This window comes from Pseudomonas sp. ADAK2, assembly GCF_012935755.1.
Classification (GTDB): domain Bacteria; phylum Pseudomonadota; class Gammaproteobacteria; order Pseudomonadales; family Pseudomonadaceae; genus Aquipseudomonas.
In genome coordinates, this window is sequence record NZ_CP052862.1 from 5,784,297 (window position 1) to 5,809,047 (window position 24,751).

The 24,751-nt window shown below is 59.4% G+C and carries 27 protein-coding genes; 24 read left to right on the forward strand and 3 right to left on the reverse strand.

Going from position 1 to position 24,751, the window contains the following annotated elements:
• The first annotated feature begins 3 nt into the window (after positions 1-3).
• Together secF and HKK52_RS26645 are read left to right on the forward strand one after the other, a co-directional pair.
• Positions 4-918, forward strand: a complete 915-nt coding sequence (secF, locus tag HKK52_RS26640; protein ID WP_169373233.1) for a protein translocase subunit SecF — start codon at positions 4-6, stop codon at positions 916-918.
• A gap of 121 nt (positions 919-1,039) precedes the next feature.
• On the forward strand, positions 1,040-1,588 hold the full coding sequence (locus HKK52_RS26645; protein WP_169373234.1) for a glycine zipper 2TM domain-containing protein: 549 nt from the start codon (positions 1,040-1,042) through the stop codon (positions 1,586-1,588).
• 143 nt (positions 1,589-1,731) lie between these two features.
• On the opposite strand, the gene suhB is transcribed toward HKK52_RS26645, so the two are convergent.
• On the reverse strand, positions 1,732-2,550 hold the full coding sequence (gene suhB, locus HKK52_RS26650) for a type III secretion system regulator SuhB (protein WP_092278434.1): 819 nt from the start codon (positions 2,548-2,550) through the stop codon (positions 1,732-1,734).
• Positions 2,551-2,695: 145 nt separating this feature from the next.
• Here suhB and trmJ point away from each other — a divergent pair, with 145 nt between their 5' ends.
• The 21 genes from trmJ to HKK52_RS26755 all read left to right on the forward strand — a co-directional run bounded on the left by trmJ (position 2,696) and on the right by HKK52_RS26755 (position 21,596).
• Positions 2,696-3,466, forward strand: coding sequence for a tRNA (cytosine(32)/uridine(32)-2'-O)-methyltransferase TrmJ (trmJ, locus tag HKK52_RS26655; protein ID WP_054613614.1), 771 nt, complete (start codon positions 2,696-2,698; stop codon positions 3,464-3,466).
• 2 nt (positions 3,467-3,468) lie between these two features.
• The gene (gene cysE, locus HKK52_RS26660; protein ID WP_090180462.1) at positions 3,469-4,245 is read left to right on the forward strand and encodes a serine O-acetyltransferase; all 777 of its coding nucleotides are present in this window, start codon (positions 3,469-3,471) and stop codon (positions 4,243-4,245) included.
• 239 nt (positions 4,246-4,484) lie between these two features.
• Positions 4,485-4,976: a Fe-S cluster assembly transcriptional regulator IscR gene (gene iscR / locus HKK52_RS26665; protein WP_121734138.1), complete on the forward strand. Its 492-nt coding sequence runs from the start codon at positions 4,485-4,487 to the stop codon at positions 4,974-4,976.
• A 50-nt stretch (positions 4,977-5,026) separates the two neighbouring features.
• A complete protein-coding gene (locus tag HKK52_RS26670) occupies positions 5,027-6,241 on the forward strand; it encodes an IscS subfamily cysteine desulfurase (protein WP_169373235.1) in 1,215 nt (404 codons plus the stop codon).
• A gap of 83 nt (positions 6,242-6,324) precedes the next feature.
• On the forward strand, positions 6,325-6,711 hold the full coding sequence (gene iscU / locus HKK52_RS26675; protein WP_003443374.1) for a Fe-S cluster assembly scaffold IscU: 387 nt from the start codon (positions 6,325-6,327) through the stop codon (positions 6,709-6,711).
• 34 nt (positions 6,712-6,745) lie between these two features.
• A complete protein-coding gene (iscA, locus tag HKK52_RS26680) occupies positions 6,746-7,069 on the forward strand; it encodes an iron-sulfur cluster assembly protein IscA (RefSeq protein ID WP_054045385.1) in 324 nt (107 codons plus the stop codon).
• Between the two features lie 8 nt (positions 7,070-7,077).
• The gene (hscB, locus tag HKK52_RS26685) at positions 7,078-7,599 is read left to right on the forward strand and encodes a co-chaperone HscB (protein WP_123410227.1); all 522 of its coding nucleotides are present in this window, start codon (positions 7,078-7,080) and stop codon (positions 7,597-7,599) included.
• Between the two features lie 51 nt (positions 7,600-7,650).
• Positions 7,651-9,513, forward strand: a complete 1,863-nt coding sequence (hscA, locus tag HKK52_RS26690; protein WP_169373236.1) for a Fe-S protein assembly chaperone HscA — start codon at positions 7,651-7,653, stop codon at positions 9,511-9,513.
• 3 nt (positions 9,514-9,516) lie between these two features.
• Complete coding sequence (gene fdx / locus HKK52_RS26695; RefSeq protein WP_123410229.1) at positions 9,517-9,858, forward strand: ISC system 2Fe-2S type ferredoxin; 342 nt, start codon at positions 9,517-9,519, stop codon at positions 9,856-9,858.
• 14 nt (positions 9,859-9,872) lie between these two features.
• A complete protein-coding gene (gene iscX, locus HKK52_RS26700) occupies positions 9,873-10,073 on the forward strand; it encodes a Fe-S cluster assembly protein IscX (RefSeq protein WP_169373237.1) in 201 nt (66 codons plus the stop codon).
• A 92-nt stretch (positions 10,074-10,165) separates the two neighbouring features.
• The gene (ndk, locus tag HKK52_RS26705) at positions 10,166-10,591 is read left to right on the forward strand and encodes a nucleoside-diphosphate kinase (protein ID WP_042560926.1); all 426 of its coding nucleotides are present in this window, start codon (positions 10,166-10,168) and stop codon (positions 10,589-10,591) included.
• Positions 10,592-10,619: 28 nt separating this feature from the next.
• A complete protein-coding gene (rlmN, locus tag HKK52_RS26710; RefSeq protein ID WP_169373238.1) occupies positions 10,620-11,768 on the forward strand; it encodes a 23S rRNA (adenine(2503)-C(2))-methyltransferase RlmN in 1,149 nt (382 codons plus the stop codon).
• A 13-nt stretch (positions 11,769-11,781) separates the two neighbouring features.
• Positions 11,782-12,540 (forward strand): type IV pilus biogenesis/stability protein PilW, encoded by a 759-nt coding sequence (gene pilW, locus HKK52_RS26715; RefSeq protein ID WP_149658076.1) that lies wholly within the window; start codon positions 11,782-11,784, stop codon positions 12,538-12,540.
• On the forward strand, positions 12,540-13,571 hold the full coding sequence (locus tag HKK52_RS26720; RefSeq protein WP_169373239.1) for a RodZ domain-containing protein: 1,032 nt from the start codon (positions 12,540-12,542) through the stop codon (positions 13,569-13,571). The genes pilW and HKK52_RS26720 overlap by 1 nt, the downstream gene beginning before the upstream one ends.
• Positions 13,572-13,574: 3 nt before the next feature.
• Positions 13,575-14,684: a flavodoxin-dependent (E)-4-hydroxy-3-methylbut-2-enyl-diphosphate synthase gene (gene ispG, locus HKK52_RS26725; RefSeq protein WP_169373240.1), complete on the forward strand. Its 1,110-nt coding sequence runs from the start codon at positions 13,575-13,577 to the stop codon at positions 14,682-14,684.
• A gap of 23 nt (positions 14,685-14,707) precedes the next feature.
• A complete protein-coding gene (hisS, locus tag HKK52_RS26730) occupies positions 14,708-15,997 on the forward strand; it encodes a histidine--tRNA ligase (RefSeq protein WP_123410235.1) in 1,290 nt (429 codons plus the stop codon).
• A gap of 40 nt (positions 15,998-16,037) precedes the next feature.
• Entirely contained in the window at positions 16,038-16,679 is a 642-nt protein-coding gene (locus HKK52_RS26735; protein ID WP_169373241.1) for a tetratricopeptide repeat protein, read from the forward strand.
• Entirely contained in the window at positions 16,672-17,823 is a 1,152-nt protein-coding gene (gene bamB / locus HKK52_RS26740; RefSeq protein ID WP_169373242.1) for an outer membrane protein assembly factor BamB, read from the forward strand. The genes HKK52_RS26735 and bamB overlap by 8 nt, the downstream gene beginning before the upstream one ends.
• A gap of 140 nt (positions 17,824-17,963) precedes the next feature.
• On the forward strand, positions 17,964-19,433 hold the full coding sequence (gene der / locus HKK52_RS26745) for a ribosome biogenesis GTPase Der (protein ID WP_008147761.1): 1,470 nt from the start codon (positions 17,964-17,966) through the stop codon (positions 19,431-19,433).
• 235 nt (positions 19,434-19,668) lie between these two features.
• Positions 19,669-20,817 carry a pyridoxal phosphate-dependent aminotransferase gene (locus HKK52_RS26750; RefSeq protein WP_169373243.1) on the forward strand — a complete coding sequence of 383 codons (1,149 nt, stop codon included), beginning with the start codon at positions 19,669-19,671 and terminating at the stop codon, positions 20,815-20,817.
• Positions 20,805-21,596, forward strand: coding sequence for an amidohydrolase (locus HKK52_RS26755; RefSeq protein ID WP_123509369.1), 792 nt, complete (start codon positions 20,805-20,807; stop codon positions 21,594-21,596). The genes HKK52_RS26750 and HKK52_RS26755 overlap by 13 nt, the downstream gene beginning before the upstream one ends.
• A 190-nt stretch (positions 21,597-21,786) precedes the next feature.
• On the opposite strand, the gene leuA is transcribed toward HKK52_RS26755, so the two are convergent.
• A complete protein-coding gene (leuA, locus tag HKK52_RS26765; protein WP_054045357.1) occupies positions 21,787-23,469 on the reverse strand; it encodes a 2-isopropylmalate synthase in 1,683 nt (560 codons plus the stop codon).
• A gap of 166 nt (positions 23,470-23,635) precedes the next feature.
• On the opposite strand from leuA, the gene HKK52_RS26770 reads away from it, so the two are divergent.
• Positions 23,636-23,950 carry a hypothetical protein gene (locus HKK52_RS26770; protein WP_169368745.1) on the forward strand — a complete coding sequence of 105 codons (315 nt, stop codon included), beginning with the start codon at positions 23,636-23,638 and terminating at the stop codon, positions 23,948-23,950.
• Here the strand turns inward: HKK52_RS26770 and HKK52_RS26775 are convergent.
• On the reverse strand, positions 23,928-24,749 hold the full coding sequence (locus HKK52_RS26775) for a M23 family metallopeptidase (protein WP_169373244.1): 822 nt from the start codon (positions 24,747-24,749) through the stop codon (positions 23,928-23,930). The two genes, HKK52_RS26770 and HKK52_RS26775, sit on opposite strands and share 23 nt — an antisense overlap.
• Between the last annotated feature and the right edge of the window lie 2 nt (positions 24,750-24,751).

The window sequence follows — 24,751 nt, forward strand, 5'->3', positions numbered from 1 at the left end:
GCCATGTTACGTACAATCAACTTCATGGGCGTTCGCAACTTCGCGTTCGGCGTCACATTGTTCCTGACCGCACTGGCGTTGTTCAGCTGCTGGCACAAGGGCATGAACTGGGGCCTGGACTTCACCGGCGGTACGCTCATCGAGCTGACCTACGAGCGTCCGGCCGATGTTTCCAAGGTGCGTACCCAACTTACTGAGTCGGGTTACCACGAAGCCATCGTGCAGAGCTTTGGCGCGACGACTGACCTGCTGGTGCGTATGCCTGGCGAAGACCCGCAACTGGGTCACCAGGTCGCTGAAGCGCTGCTGAAGGTTGGCGGCGACAACCCGGCGACGGTCAAACGCGTCGAGTTCGTCGGCCCGCAGGTCGGTGAAGAGCTGCGCGACCAGGGCGGCCTCGGCATGCTCATGGCGCTCGGCGGCATCCTGATCTACCTGGCTTTCCGCTTTCAGTGGAAGTTCGCGGTCGGCGCCATCGTTTCGCTGATCCACGACGTGATCGTGACCATCGGTATCCTGTCGTTCTTCCAGATCACCTTCGATCTGACGGTGCTGGCGGCGGTACTGGCGATCATCGGTTACTCGCTCAACGACACCATTGTGGTATTCGACCGGGTTCGTGAGAACTTCCGGGTATTGCGCAAGGCGAGCCTGATCGAGAACATCAACATCTCGACCACGCAAACCCTGCTGCGGACCATGGCCACTTCGATCTCCACGTTGCTGGCGATCGCGGCGCTGTTGTTCTTCGGTGGCGATAACCTGTTCGGCTTCTCCATTGCCCTGTTTATCGGTGTTCTGGCGGGTACTTACTCGTCGATCTACATCGCGAACGTGGTGCTGATCTGGCTGAACCTGAGCAGCGAGGATTTGATTCCTCCTGCGGCGACCGATAAGGAAGTTGACGACCGTCCATAACGGCCATCGCTTTCCCGGTTGTCTGCCAAAAAAGGCGCGAGTTGAACTCGCGCCTTTTTTTATGCTCCAAGGCTGGGAGAAGCGCGGGCTTTGACCCGCATGTGATGGTCAGGAGGTTCATGTGAACAAGTCGTTGCTGGTTGGTGCGGTACTGGGTGCTGTCGGTGTGACTGCCGGGGGCGCTGTTGCCACCTACAGCCTGGTTAAAAGCGGCCCTGAGTATGCGCAAGTGTTGGCCGTTGAACCGGTAAAAACACAGATCAAGACTCCACGTGAAGTGTGCAAGGACGTTGCAGTGACCCGGCAGGCGCCGGTCAAGGATCAACACCAGATCCTCGGTACGGTTCTGGGGGCGGTGGGCGGTGGTTTGCTCGGCAACCAGATCGGCGGCGGTAATGGCAAGAAGATCGCGACCGTTGCCGGTGCTGTCGGCGGTGGCTACGCGGGGAACAAGGTCCAGGAAGGTATGCAGAATCGCGATACCTACACCACGACCCAGACTCGCTGTAACACCGTCAATGACATCAGCGACAAGGTAGTCGGTTACGACGTCCGTTATTCGCTGGACGGCAAGGAAGGCAAAGTGCGGATGGATCGTGATCCGGGCAACCAGATTCCGGTCGATAAAGAAGGCAAACTGGTTCTGTCGCAGAACGAACCGGCTCAGTGATGAGCTGATTGCTGGATTCAAAAAGAAGCACCCGGAAGGGTGCTTTTTTGTGCCCGCTGTTTATCAGTCACCTATAGCTTGCCCTGGCAAATTCCGGGCATAAAAAAAGCACCCCGAAAGGTGCTTTTTTTGTGGGCCTTCGCTTAGCGTTTCAGCGAGGCCGGCAGGTGCGGCTGGATCGCCGTCAGCACTGCTTTGAAGCATTTGGTGTTACCGGCAACAACGTGGCCTTTCTCAAGGAAGTCGTGACCACCGGTGAAGTCGCTCACCAGGCCGCCAGCTTCTTGAATCAGCAGGGCGCCTGCAGCCATGTCCCACTCGGACAGGCCCGACTCCCAGAACGCGTCGAAACGACCGGCAGCCACGTAGGCCAGGTCCAGGCTTGCCGAACCGGCGCGGCGGATGCCGGCAGTCTGGCCAACCAGGGCGCGGAACATGCCCAGGTAGTTGTCGAGGTTGTCCATCTGGTCGTCACGGAACGGGAAACCGGTACCCAGCAGGGCGCCGTCGAGGCTGGTGCGACCGCTGACGCGCAGGCGACGACCGTTCAGTTGAGCGCCGCGACCACGGCTGGCGGTGAATTCTTCCTGGCGAACCGGGTCCAGAACAACAGCGTGTTCCAGGCGACCGCGGTATTTACAGGCGATGCTGACAGCGAAGTGTGGAATGCCGCGCAGGAAGTTGGTGGTGCCGTCCAGGGGATCAATGATCCACAGGTACTCTTCACCTTCGATGCCGTTGCCGGCGTGCATGCCGGTTTCTTCACCGAGAATCGAGTGGTTCGGGTAAGCCTTGCGCAGCGCGTCGATGATTTTCTGCTCAGCGGCGCGATCCACCTCGGATACGTAATCCTTGGCGTCTTTTTCGTCGACCTTGATGGTATCCAGGCGCTCGATGGAGCGGAAGATCAATTCACTGGCGCTGCGGGCGGCGCGCAGCGCGATATTCAGCATGGGCTGCATGGATGTGTCACCTAAGGTTGTTAAAGAAAGCCGGGCATTCTATCAGAACTTTTCTACAGGTGAAGGTCGGTGTTCGCTTTCATAGCTTAACGGTAGGATGAACTGTAAGATTCTGCTCCCCATTTTGTGTTCGAGAACGCCTCCCGTGCTGCATAACATTCGTGTCGTCCTGGTCAATACCAGCCATCCCGGCAACATCGGCGGGGCTGCGCGTGCCATGAAGAACATGGGCCTGTCGCGGCTGGTGCTGGTCGAACCGCGGTTGTTCCCGCACCACGAGGCCGATGCCCGTGCCTCAGGTGCCGGCGACATCCTTGAAAACGCGCAAGTCGTCGCCACCTTGGAAGATGCCTTGGTCGGCTGCAATCTGGTGCTCGGCACCAGCGCCCGTGACCGTCGTATTCCCTGGCCGCTGCTCGATCCCCGCGAATGCGGTACGAAAGTGGTCGAGGAGGCGGCGCAAGGTGCGGAGATTGCCTTGGTCTTCGGTCGTGAAGATTCCGGCCTGACCAATGAAGAGCTGCAGCGATGTCATTATCACGTGCACATCCCATCAGACCCTGAGTTCAGTTCGCTGAACCTTGGGGCAGCGGTGCAGGTGTTGAGTTATGAAGTGCGCATGTCTTGGCTCGCGGCCCAGGGCCAGCCGAGCAAGGTCGAGAAGGATGAAGTGGCGTCCACCAAAAGTGGCGAATTGGCGACCATGGATGAGCTGGAGCGATTCTATGAACACCTGGAGCAAACCCTGGTGGCCATCGAATTCCTCGACCCGGAAAAGCCGCGGCACTTGATGGCGCGCCTGCGTCGGTTGTACGGACGAAGCTCGGTCAGCCGGGCGGAAATGAATATATTGCGTGGCATCCTCACGGAAACCCAGAAAGCGGCCCGTGGCGAGCTTCTTAAGCGGAAGGATTAAAAATGTTCGAGCGTTTGCGTGAAGATATCCAGAGTGTTTTCCACCGTGATCCGGCTGCGCGTAACGCTTTTGAAGTCCTGACTTGCTACCCCGGCATGCACGCCATCTGGATTCATCGCCTGTCCTCGGCGCTGTGGGGCATGGGCTGGAAGTGGCTGGCGCGGCTGGTGTCGAACTTCGGTCGCTGGTTGACCGGGATCGAAATTCACCCGGGCGCGAAGGTCGGTCGTCGCTTCTTTATTGACCACGGCATGGGCATTGTCATTGGTGAAACCGCCGAGATCGGCAATGACGTCACCCTTTATCAAGGCGTGACGCTGGGCGGCACCAGTTGGAACAAAGGCAAGCGCCATCCGACCCTGGAAGATGGGGTTGTGGTGGGGGCGGGCGCCAAGGTGCTTGGTCCGTTCACGGTAGGGGCCGGTGCCAAGGTCGGTTCCAATGCAGTGGTGACCAAGGCTGTGCCGCCGGGTGCGACGGTAGTCGGTATTCCGGGGCGGATCATCGTCAAGTCCGATGATGAGCAGGACGCCAAGCGCAAGGCCATGGCCGAGAAGATTGGTTTTGATGCCTATGGTGTCGGTGAAGACATGCCGGATCCCGTAGCTCGTGCCATTGGTCAACTGCTGGATCACTTGCAGGCGGTCGATGGTCGCCTGGAGGGCATGTGCGGCGCGCTGAAGGATCTTGGCAGTAATTACTGCGCCAAGGATCTGCCTGAGCTGCGCGAAGAAGACTTCGCCTGCGTAAAAGGCAAGGACGAAACCAAGGCCGGCTAGACCGCATTGATCCCTTCGCGGGCAAGTCTCGCTCCTACAGGTGCGGCGCATTCCCTGTAGGAGCGAGGCGTGCCCGCGAAGAACGATAACGCGCAATTGCTGGCTGTGCGCCGCCAGGCTTTGCTATGATGCGCGCGCTCTTTTGCGGGTAATCCTGACTAAAGCACTAGGTCTTATAGTTGACTAAAGTACTCGGGAATAGCATACTCGCCCCATTCTGAACTCCGTGGTAATTGTCCATGAGACTGACTACAAAAGGCCGATACGCCGTGACCGCCATGCTTGACCTGGCGTTGCATGCGCAGCACGGGCCGGTGTCCCTGGCCGATATCTCCGAGCGCCAAGGCATCTCCCTGTCCTACCTCGAACAGCTTTTCGCCAAATTGCGCCGCAGCAATCTGGTTTCCAGCGTTCGTGGTCCGGGCGGCGGTTACCAGCTGTCCCGCGAGATGCAGGGCATCCAGGTCGCCCAGGTGATCGATGCGGTAAACGAATCGGTCGATGCAACCAAATGCCAGGGCCAGGGTGATTGCCATCAAGGCGACACCTGTCTGACCCACCACTTGTGGTGCGATCTGAGCCTGCAGATTCACGAGTTTCTGAGCGGTATCAGCTTGGCTGACCTTGTGACTCGCCGTGAGGTGCAAGAAGTAGCCCAGCGTCAGGACCAGCGCCGTTGCAATGGCAAGGCGCCACGCCTGGACAAGATTGAAGCGTCCGCCGTCGAATGACAGCCAAAGAGCTAGCGGCACGCCAGCCAGCCTGATTTAGGAGATAGTCCATGAAATTGCCGATTTACCTTGATTACTCTGCGACCACCCCGGTTGATCCGCGTGTCGCGCAAAAGATGAGTGAATGCCTGCTGGTCGACGGAAACTTCGGTAACCCGGCGTCCCGTTCCCATGTGTTCGGCTGGAAAGCTGAAGAGTCCGTTGAAAACGCTCGTCGTCAGGTCGCTGACCTGGTCAACGCCGACCCGCGTGAAATCGTCTGGACCTCCGGCGCCACCGAGTCCGACAACCTGGCAATCAAGGGTGCGGCGCATTTCTATGCGACCAAGGGCAAACACCTGATCACCACCAAGATTGAGCACAAGGCTGTCCTCGACACCATGCGCCAACTGGAGCGTGAAGGTTTCGAAGTGACCTACCTCGAGCCTCAGACTGATGGCCTGGTAACGCCAGCCATGATCGAAGCTGCACTGCGTGACGACACCATCCTGGTTTCGGTCATGCACGTGAACAACGAAATCGGCACCATCAACGACATCGAAGCCATCGGCGAACTGCTTCGTTCGAAGGGCATCCTGTTCCATGTCGACGCCGCTCAGTCCACTGGCAAGGTCGAGATCGACCTGCAGAAGCTGAAAGTCGACATGATGTCGTTCTCTGCCCACAAAACCTACGGCCCTAAAGGCATCGGCGCGCTGTACGTCAGCCGCAAGCCGCGTGTTCGCATCGAAGCGACCATGCACGGCGGCGGACACGAGCGTGGCATGCGTTCCGGCACCCTGGCGACCCACCAGATCGTCGGCATGGGTGAAGCATTCCGCGTAGCCAAGGAAGACATGGCTGCCGAGAACGTGCGCATCAAAGCCCTGAGCGACCGCTTCTTCAAACAGGTCGAAGACCTGGAAGAGCTGTACATCAACGGCAGCATGACCGCCCGCGTACCGCACAACCTGAACTTGAGCTTCAACTACGTTGAAGGCGAGTCGCTGATCATGGCCCTCAAGGATCTGGCGGTTTCGTCCGGTTCGGCCTGCACCTCGGCTTCCCTGGAGCCTTCGTACGTACTGCGCGCCCTGGGCCGCAACGACGAACTGGCACACAGCTCGATTCGCTTCACCTTCGGCCGTTTCACCACCGAAGAAGAAATCGACTACGCCGCGCAGAAAGTCTGCGAGGCCGTTACCAAGCTGCGCACTTTGTCGCCGCTGTGGGACATGTACAAAGACGGTGTCGACATTTCGAAAATCGAGTGGGCGGCACACTGATTTCAAGTCGCCGCAAACCGGCCCTGTGAACTTAAGGTTTCAGGGCTCAAGAGCGACTCTCTGATGAGTGAGGATTAAGAATCATGGCTTACAGCGAAAAGGTCATCGACCACTACGAAAACCCGCGCAACGTCGGCAAGATGGACGCGGAAGACCCGGATGTCGGCACTGGCATGGTCGGCGCTCCGGCGTGCGGCGACGTGATGCGCCTGCAGATCAAGGTTAACGAGCAAGGCATCATCGAAGACGCCAAGTTCAAGACCTACGGTTGCGGTTCGGCTATCGCCTCCAGCTCCCTGGCGACCGAGTGGATGAAAGGCAAGACTCTGGATGAAGCAGAGACCATCAAGAACACTCAGCTGGCCGAAGAACTGGCCTTGCCGCCAGTAAAAATTCACTGCTCCGTACTCGCTGAAGACGCTATCAAAGCGGCCGTTCGCGACTACAAGCAGAAGAAAGGCTTGATCTGACTTTCAAGATTTGGCGACGAGTAAGGAGTCACCGATGGCTATCAGCATGACAGAAGCGGCAGCTCAACACGTGCGACGCTCCCTCAACGGGCGCGGCAAAGGTGAAGGGATTCGTCTGGGTGTTCGCACCACAGGCTGTTCCGGCCTTGCCTACGTGCTGGAGTTCGTCGACGAGGTGGTTGCAGAGGATCAGGTGTTCGAAAGTCACGGCGAGAAAGTGATCATCGACCCGAAAAGCCTCTCATACCTGGACGGCACCGAGCTCGATTTCGTCAAGGAAGGGTTGAACGAAGGCTTCAAGTTCAACAATCCCAACGTACGCGGTGAATGTGGCTGCGGCGAAAGCTTCAACATCTGAGGCTGCGCGTGGGTACTCCTTGTCATTTCGCTTTATTTGAACTGCAGCCGAGCTTCCGTCTGGATCTCGAGCAGTTGGCCACGCGCTATCGTGAGTTGGCGCGCGGTGTTCATCCGGACCGCTTCGCCGACGCTTCCGAGCGCGAGCAGCGGCTGGCGCTCGAGCAATCCGCGAACCTCAACGAGGCCTACCAGACGCTCAAGAATCCCCCGAAGCGCGCGCGTTACTTGCTCGCCATGGGTGGTCGTGAGTTGCCGCTGGAGGTCACGGTGCACGATCCGGAGTTTCTTCTGCAGCAGATGCAATGGCGCGAAGAACTCGAAGACCTGCAAGACAGCGCCGACCTGGCCGGCATTGCCGTGTTCAAGCGTCGCTTGAAGGTTGCGCAGGATGAGCTGAACGAAAGCTTCGCAGCCTGTTGGGATGACGCAGCGCAACGTGAGCAGGCCGAACGCCTGATGCGGCGCATGCAGTTCCTCGACAAGCTCACCTACGAAGTGCGCCAGTTAGAAGAGCGCCTCGACGATTAACCCAGTGCCGCTCCGGTCGCACGCCTGATATACAGATAAGTCCTGATTACGATGGCCCTACTGCAGATCGCCGAACCCGGCCAAAGTCCTCAACCGCACCAGCGTCGTCTGGCTGTGGGGATCGACTTGGGCACTACCAATTCGCTGGTCGCTGCATTGCGCAGTGGTCTTTCCGAGCCTCTGGCCGACGCCAACGGTCAGGTCATCCTGCCGTCCGCCGTGCGCTATCACGCCGATCGCGTCGAGGTTGGCGAATCCGCCAAGCTGTCCGCCGCTACCGATCCCTTGAACACCGTGCTGTCGGTCAAGCGCTTGATGGGTCGTGGTCTGTCCGACGTCAAGCAATTGGGCGACCAACTGCCATACCGCTTTGTCGGTGGCGAGTCGCACATGCCGTTCATCGACACCGTGCAAGGTCCGAAAAGCCCGGTCGAAGTCTCCGCCGAAATCCTCAAGGTGCTGCGTCAGCGCGCCGAGGCCACGTTGGGTGGCGAATTGGTCGGCGCGGTGATTACCGTTCCGGCCTATTTCGACGACGCTCAACGTCAAGCCACCAAGGATGCGGCCAAACTGGCCGGTCTGAATGTGTTGCGTTTGCTCAATGAGCCGACCGCAGCTGCCGTGGCTTACGGTCTGGATCAACACGCTGAAGGCCTGGTTGCTATTTATGACCTGGGCGGCGGTACTTTCGATATTTCGATTCTGCGCCTGACCGGCGGTGTCTTCGAAGTGCTGGCCACCGGGGGCGACAGTGCCTTGGGCGGCGATGACTTCGATCACGCGATTGCTGGCTGGATCATCGAGAGCGCCGGTTTGTCCGCCGACCTCGATCCGGGTGCGCAACGTCATCTGCTGCAAGCCGCCTGCGCGGCCAAAGAAGCGCTGACTACGGTCGTAAGCGTCGAAGTGGCTTACGGCGACTGGAAAGCTCAACTCACCCGCGAAGCCTTCGATGCGCTGATCGAGCCGATGGTTGCCCGCAGCCTGAAAGCTTGTCGCCGTGCCGTGCGTGATTCCGGCATCGAGTTGGAAGACGTTCACGCTGTGGTCATGGTCGGCGGTTCGACCCGTGTACCTCGTGTTCGCGATGCCGTCGCCGAAGCCTTTGGTCGCCAACCGCTGACCGAAATCGACCCGGATCAAGTGGTGGCCATCGGTGCCGCGATCCAGGCCGATACCCTGGCTGGCAACAAGCGCGATGGCGGCGAACTGCTGCTGCTCGACGTGATTCCGTTGTCCCTGGGGCTGGAAACCATGGGCGGCCTGATGGAGAAGGTGATTCCGCGTAACACCACCATCCCCGTCGCCCGCGCCCAGGACTTCACCACCTATAAAGATGGCCAGTCGGCCATGGCGATCCACGTGTTGCAGGGCGAGCGCGAGCTGATCAGCGACTGCCGTTCCCTGGCACGCTTCGAATTGCGCGGTATTCCGGCGATGGTGGCCGGTGCGGCGAAAATTCGCGTGACCTTCCAGGTCGATGCCGACGGTCTGCTCAGCGTTGCCGCCCGCGAACTGGGTTCGGGCGTTGAAGCCAGCATCCAGGTCAAGCCGTCCTACGGCCTGACCGACGGTGAAATCACCAAGATGCTCAAGGATTCGTTCGAATACGCCAACGACGACAAAGTCGCCCGCGTATTGCGCGAGCAGCAAGTCGATGCCCAGCGCCTGATCGAAGCGGTGCAGGGCGCCCTCGATGTCGACGGCGAACGCCTGCTCGACGCCGAAGAGCGCATGGTCATCGAGTTGCAGATGCAGGAACTGACCGAATTGATGAAAGGCACCGATGGTTTTGCCATCGAGCAGCAGACCAAGCGTCTGTCGCAAGTGACCGACGCCTTTGCTGCCCGCCGCCTGGACTCGACGGTGAAAGCCGCGCTGGCGGGGCGCAACCTGAATGAAATCGAGGAATAACTGATGCCGCAGATCATTTTTCTGCCTCACGCCGAACATTGCCCGGACGGAATGGTTGTCGAGGCTGAAACCGGTAAGTCCATTCTCGAAGTGGCCCATGACAACCATATCGAGATGGAAAGTGCCTGTGGCGGCGTTTGTGCCTGCACCACTTGCCACTGCATCGTTCGCGAAGGTTTCAACTCGCTCGAAGAAGCCGATGAGCTGGAAGAAGACTTTCTTGATCGGGCCTGGGGCCTTGAGCCGCAATCTCGTCTAGGCTGTCAGGCGATCGTCGGGACTGAAGACCTGACCGTTGAAATTCCGAAATACTCGCTCAACCATGCAGCCGAAGCGCCGCACTGATTCAAGGAAGTGACATGAGTCTGAAATGGGTTGATGTGCTGGAAATCGCGATCCAACTGGCTGAAACCAAGCCGGATGTGGATCCGCGTTACGTGAACTTCGTCGAACTGCACCAGTGGGTGCTGGCATTGCCGGAGTTCAGTGATGATCCGACCCGCGGTGGCGAGAAGGTGCTTGAAGCCATTCAGGCCGCCTGGATCGAAGAAGCAGACTGAGTCTGCACCGTACGCAGTTAGGCAATACCCAAGAACCCGCGTATAATTCGCGGGTTTAATTTTTCACAAATTACCGTTTCTGGAGTTACACCATGGCTGTTCAACGTACTTTCTCCATCATCAAGCCTGACGCAGTTGCAAAAAACGTTATCGGCGAGATCACTACTCGTTTTGAAAAAGCTGGCCTGCGCGTTGTAGCTTCGAAACTGAAGCAACTGTCCAAAGCCGAAGCTGAAGGCTTCTACGCTGAGCACAGCGCTCGTGGTTTCTTCGGCGACCTGGTTTCCTTCATGATCTCCGGTCCGGTTGTCGTTCAGGTTCTGGAAGGCGAAAACGCTATCGCTCTGAACCGTGAGCTGATGGGCGCTACCAACCCTAAAGAAGCTGCTGCCGGCACCATCCGCGCTGACTTCGCTGATTCCATCGACGCCAACGCTGTACACGGTTCGGACTCCGAAGCCGCTGCTGCTCGCGAAATCTCGTACTTCTTCGCAGCTACTGAAGTAACCACTCGCTAAGCATTGGCTTATGAGTGAAGGTGAATCCATGACTACATCGACTGTAAAAACTAACCTGCTGGGTCTGACTCAGCTGGAAATGGAAAAATTCTTCGACTCAATCGGGGAGAAGCGTTTCCGTGCCGGTCAGGTAATGAAATGGATTCACCACCTTGGCGTCGATGATTTCGACGCCATGACGAACGTCAGCAAAGCCTTGCGCGACAAGCTCAAGGTGATTGCTGAAGTTCGTGGTCCTGAAGTCGTCAGCGAGGACATTTCCACCGACGGCACCCGTAAATGGGTGGTGCGTGTGGCGTCCGGCAGCTGCGTCGAGACCGTCTATATTCCCCAGGGCAAGCGCGGCACTCTGTGCGTTTCGTCCCAGGCAGGCTGTGCCCTGGATTGCAGTTTCTGCTCCACTGGCAAGCAAGGTTTCAACAGCAACCTCACCGCCGCCGAAGTCATCGGCCAGGTGTGGATCGCCAATAAATCGTTCGGCAGCATCCCGGCGACCGCCGACCGTGCCATCACCAACGTGGTGATGATGGGCATGGGTGAGCCGCTGCTGAACTTCGACAACGTCGTGGCCGCCATGCATCTGATGATGGATGACCTGGGCTACGGGATCTCCAAGCGCCGCGTAACCCTGTCCACTTCGGGCGTGGTGCCGATGATCGATGAGCTGTCCAAGCACATCGACGTGTCCCTGGCGTTGTCGCTGCACGCACCGAATGACGCATTGCGTAACCAATTGGTGCCGATCAACAAGAAATATCCGCTTAAGATGCTGCTCGAATCTTGCCAGCGCTACATGGCGACCTTGGGCGAGAAGCGTGTGTTGACCATTGAGTACACCATGCTCAAGGACATCAACGACAAGGTTGAGCATGCGGTCGAGATGATCGAGTTGCTCAAGAACGTCCCGTGCAAGATCAACCTGATTCCGTTTAACCCGTTCCCGCATTCCGGCTATGAGCGTCCGAGCAACAACGCCATTCGCCGTTTCCAGGATCAGCTTCACCATGCCGGCTTCAATGTCACCGTCCGCACCACCCGTGGTGAAGACATCGACGCCGCGTGTGGCCAATTGGTAGGACAGGTGCTGGATCGCACCCGTCGCAGCGAACGTTATATCGCGGTGCGTGAATTGAGCGCCGAAAACGATCTGGCGCAAAACGCAGCGAACAACAACTAAAGAGAGGATCTCTATGTCCCTGCGCTTTGCGCTGCTTGTGCTGTTGGCCAGCCTCTGTGCTGGTTGTGTCCTGTCGGGCGATTTCAACCCGATGAAGACCAGCAAGGGCCGCGATGAAGCGCGTGTCGCCTACGTGCAACTGGGGCTGGGGTACTTGCAGCAAGGGATGACCGAGCGGGCGAAGGTGCCATTGAAAAAGGCCCTGGACCTGGACGATTCCGACCCTGACGCCAACGCGGCGTTGGGTCTGGTGTTCCAGGCCGAGATGGAGCCGGAGCTGGCCGACCAGCATTTTCGCAAGGCGCTGTCCTCCCGTCCCGGCGATGCACGCATCCTGAACAACTACGGCAGTTTTCTGTACGAAGAGAAACGTTACAAGGAAGCCTACGAGCGCTTTGAGCAAGCCGCCGCCGATACCCTGTATCCTGAGCGTTCACGGGTGTTCGAGAACCTTGGCATGACCGCTTCCAAGCTTGGTCAGCGTGACCTGGCCCAGCAGCAACTGGAAAAAGCCCTGCGTTTGAACCGCCAACAACCACGCGCATTGCTGGAAATGGCTGAGTTGTCTTACGAAGACAGGCATTATGTGCCCGCGCGTGACTATTACGACCGTTTTAGCCTGCTCACCGAACAAAATGCACGTAGTCTATTGCTCGGCGTTCGGCTGGCAAAAGTGTTTGAAGATCGCGACAAGGCCGCCAGTTTTGGCCTGCAATTAAAACGACTCTATCCCGGTACGCCGGAATATCAGCAATACCTGTCGGAGCAATGATGAAAGCGGCGCATCCCGAAGTTGTAGCAGCGAATCGCGTTAACCCCGGTGAAACATTGCGCCAGGCCCGCGAAAGCAATGGCTGGTCGCTGGCCGAAGTGGCCCTCAAGCTCAACCTCACCGTCAATTCCCTGGGTAATCTGGAAGCCGGCGCTTTCGACAAGCTGCCGGGGCATACCTTTGCTCGCGGTTACATTCGTGCGTACGCCAAATTGCTCGGCATGGACCAGACCGTTCTGGTGCAGCAATTCGACCAATCCACCGGCACCGACTCCCAAGGCAGCAACGTCCACAGCCTGGGTCGTATCGAAGAGCCGGTTCGGGTATCCCACACCATTTTGCGCATTGTCAGCCTGCTGTTGCTGATCGCGGTGATTGGCGGTGGTTTTGTCTGGTGGCAGGATCAAACCTCCTTGCGCACCAAGGACCTGGCCACGCTGGCCCCGGAACACGTAGAAGTCGAAGGCGCCGACGGCACCACCCAGATCCATCCGCTGGACGAGCCGGAAGACCAGGCTGTCGCGGAAGGTCAGACTGAAGCTGGAACCACGCTGGCGTTGCCGCAGTCCGAGACGTCGTCTGAAGCACCGGCCGAGGCTGAAGCCACCGCGCCGACTCCAGCGCCCGTCGCTCCGGCAGCAACCCCTGCCGCACCGGTTCACAACGCCGCCCCGGTAGTCGCCGCGCCAGTTGCTCCAGCGCCAGCCGCTCCAGCACCAACCGTGGCCGCACCGGTTGCACCTGCCGCCGTTGCTCCGACCGCCACTGCCGCCGCCGCTCCAGTGGCCGGTCAAGGCCAGGTGCAACTACTGTTCACCGCCGATTGCTGGACGCAAGTGACCGATGGCTCCGGCAAAGTGCTGTTGAGCGGTCTCAAGCGCAAAGGCGAAAACATTTCCGTCAGCGGCAAGCCGCCGTTTGCCGTGCGTCTGGGCTTTGCCCGTGGCGCGCAGGTCAGCTACAACGGTCAGGTGGTTGATGTCGCTCCGTTCACCAGTGGCGAGACTGCTCGCCTGAAGTTGGGTCAATAAGTCATGCACGGCGAATCTCCAATCAAACGTCGCGAATCCCGCAAGATCTGGGTCGGTAACGTGCCTGTTGGCGGCGATGCGCCCATCGCTGTGCAGAGCATGACCAACAGCGACACCAATGACGTGGCCGCCACCGTGGCCCAGATCAATCGTCTGGAAGCCGCAGGCGTCGATATCGTGCGCATTTCCGTGCCGGATATGGATGCCGCCGAAGCGTTCGGCAAGATCAAGCAATTGGTCAAGGTGCCCTTGGTGGCCGACATTCATTTCGACTACAAGATCGCGTTGCGCGTAGCCGAACTGGGCGTTGACTGCCTGCGCATCAACCCGGGCAACATCGGTCGTGAAGACCGCGTACGTGCGGTGGTCGATGCTGCCCGTGACCGCGGGATCCCGATCCGTATCGGCGTGAACGCCGGTTCCCTGGAAAAAGACCTGCAAAAGAAATACGGCGAGCCGACCCCGGCCGCGCTGGTCGAATCGGCCCTGCGTCACGTCGAGCACCTGGAACGCCTGAATTTCAGGGACTTCAAGGTCAGCGTGAAGGCGTCCGACGTGTTCATGGCCGTCGCCGCCTACCGCTTGCTGGCCAAGGAAATCGTCCAGCCGCTGCACCTGGGCATCACCGAAGCCGGTGGTTTGCGTTCAGGCACGGTGAAATCCGCCGTGGGCCTCGGTATGCTGCTCGCCGAAGGGATTGGCGATACTATTCGCATCTCGTTGGCGGCTGACCCGGTCGAGGAAGTGAAAGTCGGCTACGACATTCTCAAATCCCTGCACCTGCGGTCCCGTGGTATCAACTTCATCGCCTGCCCGAGCTGCTCGCGGCAGAACTTCGATGTGGTCAAGACCATGAACGAGCTGGAAGTGCGCCTTGAAGACCTGCTGGTGCCGCTGGATGTTGCGGTCATCGGTTGCGTGGTCAACGGGCCGGGCGAAGCCAAGGAAGCCCATATCGGCTTGACCGGCGGCACGCCAAACCTGATTTACATCGACGGCAAACCGTCGCAGAAACTGACGAATGACAATCTGGTGGATGAGCTTGAACGTTTGATCCGCCAGAAAGCGGCCGAAAAGGTCGAAGCCGACGCAGCTGTAATCGCTCGCGGCTGATCAAACGAATTTAAGGATTTTTTGTGAGCAAGTCTCTGCAAGCCATACGTGGCATGAACGACATCCTGCCCGAGCAGACGCCCCTGTGGCGTCATTTCGAGGGCACCGTCTCGCGTTTGCTGGATAACTACGGTTACAAGCAGATCCGCATGCCGATCGTCGAGTTCACCGAGCTGTTCAAGCGCTCCATCGGTGAAGTGACCGACATCGTCGAAAAAGAGATGTACACCTTCGAGGACCGCAACGGCGATTCCCTGACCCTGCGCCCTGAAGGCACGGCGGCCTGCGTGCGTGCGGTGCTCGAACACGGCATCACCGGCGGCGGCCAGGTGCAGAAACTCTGGTACATCGGCCCGATGTTCCGCCACGAACGTCCGCAGAAAGGCCGTTATCGTCAGTTCCACCAGATCGGTGTCGAAGTGTTCAACCTCGACGGTCCGGACATCGACGCCGAGCTGATCATCCTGACCTGGCGCCTGTGGGGCGAGCTGGGCATCCGTGATGCGGTCAAGCTTGAGCTCAACAGCCTGGGTACCGCTGAGTCCCGTGGTCGTTATCGCGAGGCCTTGGTCGAGTTCCTTTCGGCTCGCCTGGACAAGCTCGACGAAGACAGCCAGCGCCGTCTGAAGACCAACCCGTTGCGGGTCCTGGACACCAAGAACGCCGACACTCAAGCGGTCCTGGTCGACGCGCCGAAAATGGCCGACTACCTCGACGACGAATCCCGCGTGCACTTCGAGGGCCTCAAGGCTCGCCTCGACGCTGCCGGCATTCCTTATGTGATCAACCCGAAGCTGGTTCGCGGGCTGGATTACTACAGCAAGACCGTTTTCGAATGGGTCACCGACAAGCTGGGCGCCCAGGGCACCGTGTGTGCCGGTGGTCGTTACGATGGTCTGGTGGAGCAGATGGGCGGCAAGCCGACCCCTGGCGTTGGTTTCGCCATGGGCATCGAGCGCCTGGTGCTGCTGTTGGAAACCCTGGAGCAGATCCCGCAAGAGATCTCCCGTCAGGTCGACGTCTACCTCTGCGCCTTCGGTGAAGCCGCCGAGCTGGCCGGTCTGGCCTTGAGTGAACGTGTGCGTGACCAATTGCCCAACCTGCGCCTGCAAGTCAATGCCGGCGCCGGCAGTTTCAAAAGTCAGTTCAAGAAAGCCGACAAGAGCGGTGCGTTGTATGCGCTGATCCTCGGTGACGACGAGATGGCCCAGCAAGTGGTAGGTTTCAAACCCCTGCGTGGCCAGGGCGAACAACAAAGCATTGCCTGGGATGCGCTCGCTGCACACCTGGCCACCTGCGTCGTGCAGGGTTGAAGCTGTCAAACAGCCGATTTAGCGATTAAGGAGTATTGGGGTGTCGAGTACCGAAGACGAACAACTGGCGGATTTGAAAGACTGGTGGACACGTAACGGCAAGCCCCTGGTCACTGGCGGCCTGTTGGCGCTGGTCATCGTGTTCGGCTGGCAGGCCTTTCACAAGTATCAGAGCAATCAGTCGCAAGGCGCCTCGATTCTCTATCAGCAACTGCTGGAAACCACGCTGACGCCTGACGGCAAGCCTGACGCAGCCCGTGTTGCGGACCTGGCCGGCAAGCTCAACAGTGAGTTCGGCGGTTCTGCTTACGCGCAATACGGCAGCCTGTTCGTCGCGAAAGTCGCGGTCGACAGCGGCAAGCTGGACGACGCGGCCAGTGAGCTGAAAGCCATTGCTGACAAACCGGCCAACCCGGCGCTGGGCGAAATCGCCCGTCAGCGTCTGGCCCAGGTTCTGGCTGCACAGAACAAGGTCGAGGACGCCCTGAAACTGCTTGAAGGCGATGCCGACAAGTCGTTCCTGGCCACTCGCGAAGAACTCAAGGGCGACCTGCTGGTGCAGTTGGGTCGTACCGATGAAGCGAACACGGCGTATCAAAAAGCCAAGGCAGCACTGTCGGATGAAGCGGCAGTCGGTGGCCTACAAATCAAGCTGGACGACCTGGCCAAAGGGGATGCGTGACGTGATCCGTTGGAAACATGCAGCATTGCTGGCTCTGGCCGTTCTGGCCGCGGGTTGCAGCAGCAACAGCAAAAAAGAATTGCCGCCGGCCGAGTTGACCGACTTCAAAGAAGAAGTGGTTCTGCACAAGCAGTGGAGTCGTTCGATCGGTGACGGTCAGGGCGAAACCTACAACATGCTGGTGCCGGCCATCGATGGCGATACCATCTATGCCGCCGACGTCACGGGTGAAGTCGTGGCGATGGATCGCAGCAATGGCGACGTCAAATGGAAGAAAGATCTCGACTTGCCAGTTTCCGGCGCCGTTGGCGTGGGTTACGGTCTGCTCACGATCGGTACGCTCAAGGGTGAAATCGTTGCCCTGGACGCGACCAACGGCGAAGAGAAATGGCGCGCTCGCGTGACCAGCGAAGTCCTCGCACCGCCGGCCAACAACGGCGACGTTGTGGTGGTTCAGACTCAGGACGATCGTCTGATCGGCCTGGACGCGGCTACCGGCACCCAGCGCTGGTTGTATGACAGCACGCCAGCGGTCCTGACCCTGCGCGGCACCAGTGCGCCAGTCGTCACCAACCGCCTCGCGGTGGCTGGCCTGTCGACCGGTAAAGTGGTTGCTCTCGATATTTCCAACGGCGTGCCGGTGTGGGAACAACGGGTTGCGATCCCACAGGGTCGTTCGGAACTGGAGCGCGTAGTCGATATCGACGGCGGTCTGCTGCTGTCCGGCGAAACTCTGTACGTCGCCAGCTACCAGGGTCGCGTTGCGGCACTGGACCTGCAAAGCGGTCGTCAGCTCTGGCAGCGTGATGCTTCCAGCTATGCCGGCGTCGCCCAGGGTTTTGGCAGCGTCTACGTGAGCCTGTCTTCGGGCACCGTTGAAGGCGTCGACGAACGTTCCACCACAGCCTTGTGGAGCAACGATTCGCTGGCTCGCCGTCAACTGTCGGCTCCGGAAGTGTTCTCCAGCTACGTTGCAGTCGGCGACATGGAAGGCTACCTGCACCTGCTGAGCCAGGTGGACGGTCGTTTCGTCGGCCGCGAGCGCATCGACAGCGACGGCCTGCGCGCCCGTCCGCTGGTGGTGGGTGACACGATTTATGTGTATGGCAACAGTGGCAAACTGGAAGCCCTGACCATTAAGTAAAGATTTGACTATGCTTGGGGTTTAACCCCCAGGCGGCCTTGTTCTGCAAGGCTTGCGGCGCCTTCAAGCGCTGCCCCGAGCACCAGCCGCTGCCTCGCAGCGGCTTTTGTATTTTCTGAATTAACGAAGTGGAGAGCCGCATGGTTCCCGTAATCGCCCTGGTGGGCCGACCGAACGTCGGCAAATCCACCTTGTTCAACCGCCTGACCAGGACTCGCGACGCCATCGTCGGCGACTTGTCCGGTCTGACCCGTGATCGCCAATACGGTGAGGCCAAGTGGCAAGGGCGTTCCTACATTCTGGTCGACACCGGCGGTATCTCCGGTGACGAGCACGGTATGGACGAAAAAATGGCCGAGCAGTCGCTGCTGGCCATTGAAGAAGCCGATGTCGTTCTGTTCCTGGTAGATGCCAAGGCCGGTTTCACCGCCGCCGACCAGATGATCGCCGAGCATTTGCGCAAACGTAACAAGCGTTCCTACGTGGTTGCCAACAAGGTCGACAACATCGACCCTGAAATGGCCCGCGCCGAGTTCGCCCCGTTGGGCATGGGCCACGCGATCCCGATCGCAGGTGCCCACGGTCGTGGCATCACCCAGATGCTGGAAATCGCCCTCAGCGACTTCCCGAAAGACGATGACGAGCTGGAAGAAGGCGAAGAAGAGATCGTGGCCGAAGGCGAGGAAGCCAAGCGCATTCCTGGTCCAAGCGAAAAAGACGGGATCAAGATCGCCATCATCGGCCGCCCGAACGTCGGCAAGTCGACCCTGGTCAACCGCATGCTCGGTGAAGACCGTGTCATCGTGTATGACGAGCCCGGCACCACCCGCGACAGTATCTACATCCCGTTCGAACGTAACGACGAAAAGTACACGCTGATCGACACCGCCGGTGTGCGCAAGCGCGGCAAGATCCACGAAGAAGTTGAAAAATTCTCCGTGGTCAAAACCCTGCAAGCGATCAAAGACGCCAACGTGGTGATCTTTGTGATGGACGCCCGCGAAGGCGTGGTCGATCACGATCTTAACCTGCTGGGCTTCGCCATTGAGTCGGGTCGTGCGCTGGTGATCGCGATCAACAAGTGGGACGGCATGACGCCGAGCGAGCGCGACTTCGTGAAAGTCGAGCTGCAACGTCGGCTGTTCTTCGTTGACTACGCCGACATCCACTTCATCTCGGCCCTGCACGGCACGGGCGTGGGCAACCTCTACGCCTCCGTACAGAACTCGTTCAAGTCTGCGGTCACTCGCTGGCCAACCAACCGCCTGACCACCATTCTGGAAGATGCGGTGGGTGAGCACGCGCCGCCGATGGTCAACAACCGCCGGATCAAGCTGCGTTATGCCCACTTGGGTGGTGCCAACCCGCCGATCATCGTGATTCACGGTAACCAGATCGAGAAGGTGCCGAAGTCTTACGTGCGCTATCTGGAAAACACTTACCGTCGTGTCTTGAAGCTGGTCGGTACGCCGATCCGCATCGAGTTCAAGGGCGGCGAGAACCCGTACGAAGGTAATAAGACTTCGCTGACCGACCGTCAGGTCAACAAGAAACGCCGCATGATGTCGCACCACAAGAAAGCCGACAAAAAGCGCCGCGATAAGCGCTGATTCAGGTGAGTACCTGATCGTTCCCACGCTCCGCGTGGGAATGCATCCCGTGACGCTCTGCGCCACATACGCGTTGGACGCAGAGCGTCCATGGCTGCATTCCCACGCAGAGCGTGGGAACGATCAATATAGAGAGGGCGCCCAATGGGTGCCCTTTTTTTATGGGCGCCGTATGGGCTATCCTCGGGCTCTCCCGCGCCGCCGTTAGAGCCGGGTGTAGAGCAGGGAACCACCGATGATCACCAGTAAGCTGCCGAATGTCGGCATCACTATCTTCACTCAGATGTCTCAGCTCGCAGCGCAGACCGGGGCGATCAACCTGTCCCAGGGGTTTCCCGATTTCGATGCTCCCCAGGCGTTGTGCGATGCGGTCGGCCGGCACATTGCCCAAGGTCACAACCAATATTCGCCGATGACCGGCCTGCCGGCGTTGCGCCAGCAGATTTCAGCGAAGATTGCCCGCAGCTACGGCGTCAACGTGGATGCTGACCTTGAAGTGACGGTCACCCCGGGCGCGACTCAAGCGATCTTCTGTGCGATTCAGGCGGTTATCCACAGCGGCGACGAAGTGATCGTCTTCGACCCGTGCTACGACAGCTACGAGCCGTCGGTGCAGCTGGCCGGTGGCCGTTGCGTCCACGTGCAGCTCGGGCTGGATGACTTTTCCATCGACTTCCAGAAGCTCGCAGAGGCCATCACGCCGCGTACGCGGATGATCGTGATCAATTCGCCGCACAATCCAAGTGGCGCACTGATCAGCCGTGCCGAGCTGGATCAATTGGCGGATCTGATTCGTGATCGCGACATCTACCTTGTCAGCGATGAAGTCTACGAACATCTGGTGTTTGACGGCGTGCCCCACGTCAGCGTACTCAATCACGAAGAGCTGTATCAGCGCGCGTTCGTGGTCAGCTCCTTCGGAAAAACCTATCACGTCACTGGCTGGAAAACCGGCTACGTGGTCGCACCGCCAGCCCTCACGGCGGAACTGCGCAAGGTTCACCAGTACGTCAGTTTCTGCGGCGTGACCCCGCTGCAGTTTGCCCTGGCCGACTTCATGGCCGAACACCCGGAACACGTCGAAGAACTGCCAGGTTTCTACCAGGCCAAGCGCGATCTGTTCTGCGACCTGCTGGCACCGTCGCGCTTCAGCTTGACCCGTGTCACCGGCACCTATTTCCAATTGGTCGATTATTCGCAGATCCGCCCGGACCTCAACGATGTCGAGATGGCCCTGTGGATGACCCGCGAACACGGCGTGGCGAGCATCCCGATCTCGGTGTTCTACCAGAACCCGCCCGAAGGCCAGCGCCTGGTGCGCTTGTGCTTCGCCAAACGCGAGGAGACCCTGCGTGAAGCAGCGGAAAAACTATGCGTGATCTGAGTGCATTGCCCAACCTGAACATCGCGCTGATCCAGACCACCCTGGCCTGGCACGATCGCCAGGCCAACCTGGAGCATTTCGAGCAATTGCTGGAGCAGGCCCGCGGCGCGGATTTGATTATCCTGCCGGAGATGTTTACCACCGGGTTTTCCATGGAGTCCGAGACGCTCGCCGAAGCGGAAAACGGTCCGACCAGCAAATGGCTGCGGGTTCAGGCGGCCAAGCTTGAGGCGGTGATCACCGGTAGCGTGATTGTGCAGGCCGCCGATGGCAGTCACCGCAATCGCCTGCTTTGGGCGCGGCCGGACGGCGAGGTGTTGCATTACGACAAGCGCCACCTGTTCCGCATGGCCGGCGAGCACAACCACTACACCCCCGGCGAGCGTCAGGTGCAGTTCGAACTCAAGGGTTGGCGGATTCGGCCACTGATTTGCTACGACCTGCGCTTCCCGGTCTGGAGCCGTGATGCTCAGGACACCGATTTGCTGCTGTACACCGCCAACTGGCCGGGTGCGCGGCGTCAGCACTGGAACCGTTTGCTGCCGGCCCGGGCCATCGAGAACCTGTGTTACGTGGCGGCGGTGAACCGGATTGGCACCGACGGCAAGGGCTTTGCGTATACCGGCGACAGTCAGGTGCTGGACTTCCAGGGTGAGACATTGCTCAGCGCTGGCGAGGCGGATGGCGTGTTTCAGGTGGTGCTGGATGCGGCGGAACTGGCGGCCTATCGCACGCGGTTTCCGGCGAATCTGGATGCCGATACCTTCGAGTTCACCTAACCGATCGCTACCACGCTCTAACTGATCGTTCCCACGCTCCGCGTGGGAATGCAGCCCGGGACGCTCCGCGTCCCATTCGGGAGCTGGAACGCAGAGCGTCCCTTGAGGCATTCCCACGCGGAGCGTGGGAACGATCAACAAAAAGGCCCCAAGGTTTTCACCTTGGGGCCTTTTGCATTTCCGCGAACGCTTATGCCGCTTCTTTCGCTTCCGGCTGGCTCAACGAACGGTTCAGCGCGCTGAACAGTGCCTTGAAGCTGGCGGTGGTGATGTTTTCATCAATGCCCACGCCGTGCACCGCACGCTGACCTTCAACTCGCAGTTCAATGTAGGCCGCCGCCTTGGCATTGGTGCCCGCGCCGATGGCGTGTTCGTTGTAGTCCATGATTTCCACCGGGATCGGCAGACCGGCTACCAGTGCTTCCAGGGCGCCGTTGCCCTTGCCGCGCCAGTGCAGGTTGGTTTCGCCCTGGCCCTTGCCCGAGACTTCCACTTCCACCGAGCTGTTGCCGTTCTCTTCCTGCAAGCGATGGCTGACCAGCGCGTACGGGGTGTTGGCCTGCAAGTACTCGCTGTGCAGCAGCGCGTGGATTTGCTGGGCGGTCATTTCCAGGCCGAGGCGATCGGTTTCACGCTGTACAACCTGGCTGAACTCGATCTGCATGCGACGCGGCAAGCTGATGCCGTATTCCTGTTCCAGCAGGTAAGCGATACCGCCCTTGCCCGACTGGCTGTTGACGCGGATCACCGCCTCGTAGCTGCGGCCGATGTCGGCCGGGTCGATCGGCAAGTACGGCACTTCCCACAGGGTGTCCGGTTTCTGCTGGGCGAAGCCTTTGCGGATAGCGTCCTGGTGCGAGCCGGAGAACGCGGTGTGAACCAGGTCGCCGACGTACGGGTGACGCGGGTGCACCTGGATCTGGTTGCACTCTTCGACGACTTTGCGCACGCCGTCGATGTCGGAGAAGTCCAGCTCAGGGTGAATGCCCTGGGTGTAGAGGTTCAATGCCACGGTCACCAGGTCAACGTTACCAGTGCGCTCGCCGTTGCCGAACAGGCAGCCTTCGACACGGTCGGCGCCGGCCATCAGGCCCAGTTCGGTGGCGGCTACGCCGGTGCCACGGTCGTTGTGGGTGTGCAGGCTGATGATCACGCTGTCACGACGGTTGATGTGACGGCCGAACCATTCGATCTGGTCGGCGTAGATGTTCGGGGTCGCGCATTCGACGGTGGCCGGCAGGTTGAGGATCACCTTGTGCTCAGGTGTCGGGTTCCAGACTTCGATCACTGCATCGCACACTTCCTTGGCGAATTCGAGTTCGGTGGCGCTGAAGGTTTCCGGCGAGTACTCGAAGGTCCACTCGGTGTCCGGCTGCTGGGCGGCGTATTTGACGAACAGCTTGGCGGCGTTCACGGCGATGGCCTTGATCCCGTCCTTGTCCTGGTTGAAGACAATGCGGCGGAAAGAAGGGGAGGTCGCGTTGTACAGGTGAACGATGGCTTTCTTCGCCCCGCGCAGGGATTCGAAGGTGCGCTCGATCAAGTCTTCACGGCCCTGGGTCAGCACCTGAATGGTGGTGTCGTCCGGGATGTGGCCGTCTTCGATGAGGGTGCGCACAAAGTCGAAGTCGGTTTGCGAAGCGGCCGGGAACGACGCTTCGATTTCTTTCACGCCGACCTGCACCAGGGTTTTCCAGAAACGCAGCTTTTTCACCGCGTCCATTGGCTCGATCAGCGACTGGTTGCCGTCGCGAAGATCGGAGCTGCACCAGATCGGCGCGGCGGTGATGGTCTTCGACGGCCAAGTGCGGTCCGGGATATCGATGGTCGGGAACGCGCGGTATTTCGAAGACGGGTCTTTGAGCATGCTCATCGGGAAATCCTTATTGTGTGGGCCGAAAAAAGGCGGCCTGCCGGTGGATCAAAAGTTGTTGGGAAAACGTGTAAGGCGAGGCACCGCGATTCAGCCTGGCAGTCGTGCGCTGACGAGGCACAGGCTGCGGTGCTGGCGAAGCTGAATGAGGGTGTGAGAGGTTTTCATGTCTTCAACCCTAACCGCCGGGGTTGAGGTTGGCAAGCAGTCGAAAAAAATTGAGAGGAATACTCGAAAAGGCGGGATTGGCGAGATTTTATTGCTGGGATATGGGGCGATTGTTTTGATGTTTGCGCAGGGTTTGTGGGATGCGCAATTGAAGGTTGGTGATGGGGTGCCTGTGATTCCGCCTTCGCGGGCAAGCCTCGCTCCTAAAGGTTGTGTGCTGATTCGCGGTCACCGCGAACCTGTAGGAGCGAGGCTTGCCCGCGAAGAAGCCGGTAGCACCAGCGACTTTTTTAAGGCTGAAACGCCCCAATAAAAATCGCCGGATCCACCCGCGCATCATTCAGGCTGACGTTCCAGTGCATATGCGGCCCGGTCGCCCGACCCGTCGAACCGACCTTGCCCACCACGCCACCACGGGCCAATTGCTGCCCGACCTTCACATCAATTTTCGACATGTGACAGAACATGCTGATAAAGCCTTGGCCATGGTCGACAAACACCGTGTTGCCGTTAAAGAAGTAGTTACCAGTCAAAATCACCTTGCCCGCCGCCGGGGTCTTGATCGGCGTGCCCGCTGGCACTGCGAAGTCCAGGCCGGCATGTGGATTGCGCTCTTCACCGTTAAAGAACCGACGCACGCCAAACTTGCTCGACAGCGGCCCGTTGACCGGTTTGTCCAGCAGCAGGTTGCTCGGGGTGACGGGGCTGAAGCTGCGATACGCCTGGATCTGCTCGGCCAGTTCGCCTTCGATGCGCTTCAGGTTCTCCGGGTTTGGATTGACCTGTTGCGTGTTCTTCAGCGTGATGCGTTGTTCCGGGTATTTCTTGTTGCCGACGGTGAAGCTCAGATTGCGGCCACCACTGCTCACTTGCTGGGTGCCCGGTTTGACCGTCAACGGCACACCGACTATGGCCAGCCAATTGCTCTGTTCCTTGACCACCAGCACCGGTTTGCCCTGATACGTGGCTTTCGGCGCCTGGGCGGACGTGCCCAGGTCCACGACCGCCACGCCGCCCGGCACCGGTTTGTTCAGCTGGCGAGTGATGTAGCTGTCGGCGTGGGCGTTGAAGGTCAGGCACAGCAGGAACAGCGGAGCTAAGAAACGCGGCATGG